The following is a 1,231-nucleotide window of genomic DNA, read 5'->3' as shown; positions in this document are numbered from 1 at the left end:
TGAATCGACCCTAGTTTCGTAGACACCTTCAAGCCTCATAATGAGGCCCATCAGGAGGTGCCATGAGCAACCAGCGTTACCCCGAAGAATTCAAGATCGAAGCGGTCAAGCAAGTCACCGAGCGCGGTTTGCGCGTTGCCGATGTGGCGGAGCGTCTAGGCGTGTCCGCGCACAGCCTGTACGCCTGGGTAAAGCGCTACAGCAAGCCCCAAGCACAGCGGCAGCAGGTAGATGATCAGCAGGCCGAGCTGCGTTGCTTGCGCGCGGAACTCAAGCGGGTGACCGAAGAGCGAGACATTCTAAAAAAGGCCGCCGCGTACTTTGCCAAGGAGTCCGGCTGAAGTACGCCGTCATCAGCAAGCTGTCGGTGGAGTACCCGGTACGGCGTCTCTGCCAGACCCTCCAGGTACATCCCAGCGGTTACTACGCCTGGCTGGCCGAGCCGAAATCCGTACGCGCCAAGGAAGATCAGCGCCTGCTCGGGTTGATCAAACATGCCTGGCTGGAAAGCGGCGGGGTCTACGGCTACCGCAAGATCCACGACGACCTGCGTGAGCTGGGCGAGTCCTGTGGCCGGCACCGCGTGGCTCGCCTGATGCGGGTGGAGGGGCTGCGTTCGCAGACCGGCTATCGTCGGCGCCCCGGCTATTACGGCGGTAAGCCGACGGTGGCTTCGCCCAACCGCCTGGAGCGGCAGTTCAACGTCAGCGAGCCGAACAAGGTCTGGGTCACCGACATCACCTACATCCGCACCTATGAGGGTTGGTTGTATTTGGCGGTGGTGCTGGATCTGTTTTCACGCCAGGTGATCGGCTGGTCGATGAAGCCACGGATGTGCAGCGACCTGGCCATTGATGCCCTGTTGATGGCGGTGTGGCGGCGCAAGCCCAAGCAGGAAGTGATGATCCACTCCGACCAGGGCAGCCAGTTCAGCAGCTCGGACTGGCAGAGCTTCCTCAAGGCCAACAACCTGATCAGCAGCATGAGTCGACGCGGTAACTGCCACGACAACGCGGTTGCGGAAAGCTTTTTCCAGTTGCTGAAGCGGGAACGCATCCGACGAAAAACCTACGGCACGCGCGAAGAAGCCCGCAGTGATGTGTTCGATTACATTGAGATGTTTTATAACCCCAAACGCCGGCACAGCAGCGCTATGCAGCTATCGCCAGTGGAGTTTGAAAAGCGTTATTTCCAGAGCTTGGAGAGTGTCTAGGAAAGCCGGGGCGATTCA

Annotated in this window: 1 protein-coding gene; it reads left to right on the top strand. The window is 59.7% G+C overall.

Features of this window, described 5'->3' with window-relative positions; genetic code table 11:
* The first annotated feature begins 62 nt into the window (after positions 1–62).
* A protein-coding gene (locus tag ACIGFL_RS24050) for an IS3 family transposase (RefSeq protein WP_191833612.1) occupies positions 63–1,213 on the top strand; the annotation gives its coding sequence in 2 pieces (ribosomal slippage) (positions 63–300 and positions 300–1,213; 1,152 coding nt in all).
* Positions 1,214–1,231 lie beyond the last annotated feature (18 nt).

Source organism: Pseudomonas sp. NPDC077649, assembly GCF_044542855.1.
GTDB lineage: Bacteria > Pseudomonadota > Gammaproteobacteria > Pseudomonadales > Pseudomonadaceae > Aquipseudomonas.
Note: the sequence above shows the minus strand (reverse complement) of the source record. Positions and strands in the feature narration are given on the sequence as shown.